The following is a 916-nucleotide window of genomic DNA, read 5'->3' as shown; positions in this document are numbered from 1 at the left end:
CGTCATCACGAACTGGGAGAAGGGGCACGGGGCTACTTCCGCGAGATCGCGGAGGACGCCATCGACGACGCCAACGAGTTCGCCGGCACCACCCGCCGGATGAACTGACCACTAGGAGGACGCATTGAGCACACAGACCGTCCGCTCAGGGTTCGATGCCTGGGCCAGCTCCGGGTATCCCAACCTGGCGCACCCGCGCGAGCCTGCCCCTGAAGGTGCGCGACGGCATCGCCAATGCGTTCGTCTGGCTCCGCAGCCCCGTCCCCGCGGGCGCTACGGTCACGTCGGCCACGCTCACACTGACGGCCCGGGGGTCCGTCCACGGGCACCCGGACCGTCAGTGCTCGCCGGGCAACTGCCTCGTGGAAGGCGTCCCGGCTCAACTGGACAACATGCCGGCCGGCGGGCCCTCCGCGGGGTCGGCGGTCGTCGGCTCCCTGTCCGACGGCGACACGGTCCAGATCGACGTGACGAGCTTCGTCCAGGCCTGGGCCGGCGGGCTCCAGAACTACGGCTGGCGCATCGCCACGACCGCGACGGCCACCCACCAGTTCTACGGCTTCAACTCCGCCAACGGCCGACCCTCACGGTCACCTGGGCCGACAACCCCTCACAGCCGACAGACCTCCGCCCGTCCGAGGCGGCTACGTCTCTCGCGCTCCCGCATGTGACGTTCGCCTACGAGGACGTGTCGGGCGACACGGAGCTCGCGTCAGCGCGCGCGCAGGTCTCGACCTCCGAGAGCTTCTCGTCGCCGGTCTACGACTCCGGCGAGGTGCTCACCACGTCGTCTGACGTCGACCTCGCCGAGATCGCCGCCCAGCGACTCCCCAACCCCTCCTTCTCGACGAACACCACGGGCTGGACGGGGAACAACGCGACGCTCGCCCGGGTGACTACCCCGGTCAACACCGGG

Annotated in this window: 2 protein-coding genes; both read left to right on the top strand. The window is 70.0% G+C overall.

The features are described from left to right. Positions 1-155 precede the first annotated feature (155 nt). Entirely contained in the window at positions 156-671 is a 516-nt protein-coding gene (locus PROKR_RS38120) for a DNRLRE domain-containing protein (RefSeq protein ID WP_157601839.1), read from the top strand. After that, positions 668-916: hypothetical protein (locus PROKR_RS33535; protein WP_036959339.1), on the top strand; the 249-nt coding region annotated here is incomplete at its 3' end. The genes PROKR_RS38120 and PROKR_RS33535, both read left to right, overlap by 4 nt.

The sequence above is a fragment of the Promicromonospora kroppenstedtii DSM 19349 genome, from assembly GCF_000515355.1.
GTDB classification, from domain to species: Bacteria; Actinomycetota; Actinomycetes; order Actinomycetales; family Cellulomonadaceae; genus Promicromonospora; species Promicromonospora kroppenstedtii.
Note: the sequence above shows the minus strand (reverse complement) of the source record. Positions and strands in the feature narration are given on the sequence as shown.

Bases quoted from the DNA above. Each gene is read 5' to 3' on its own strand.
- PROKR_RS38120 (WP_157601839.1), top strand. From the start codon at position 156: ATGCCTGGGCCAGCTCCGGGTATCCCAACCTGGCGCACCCGCGCGAGC.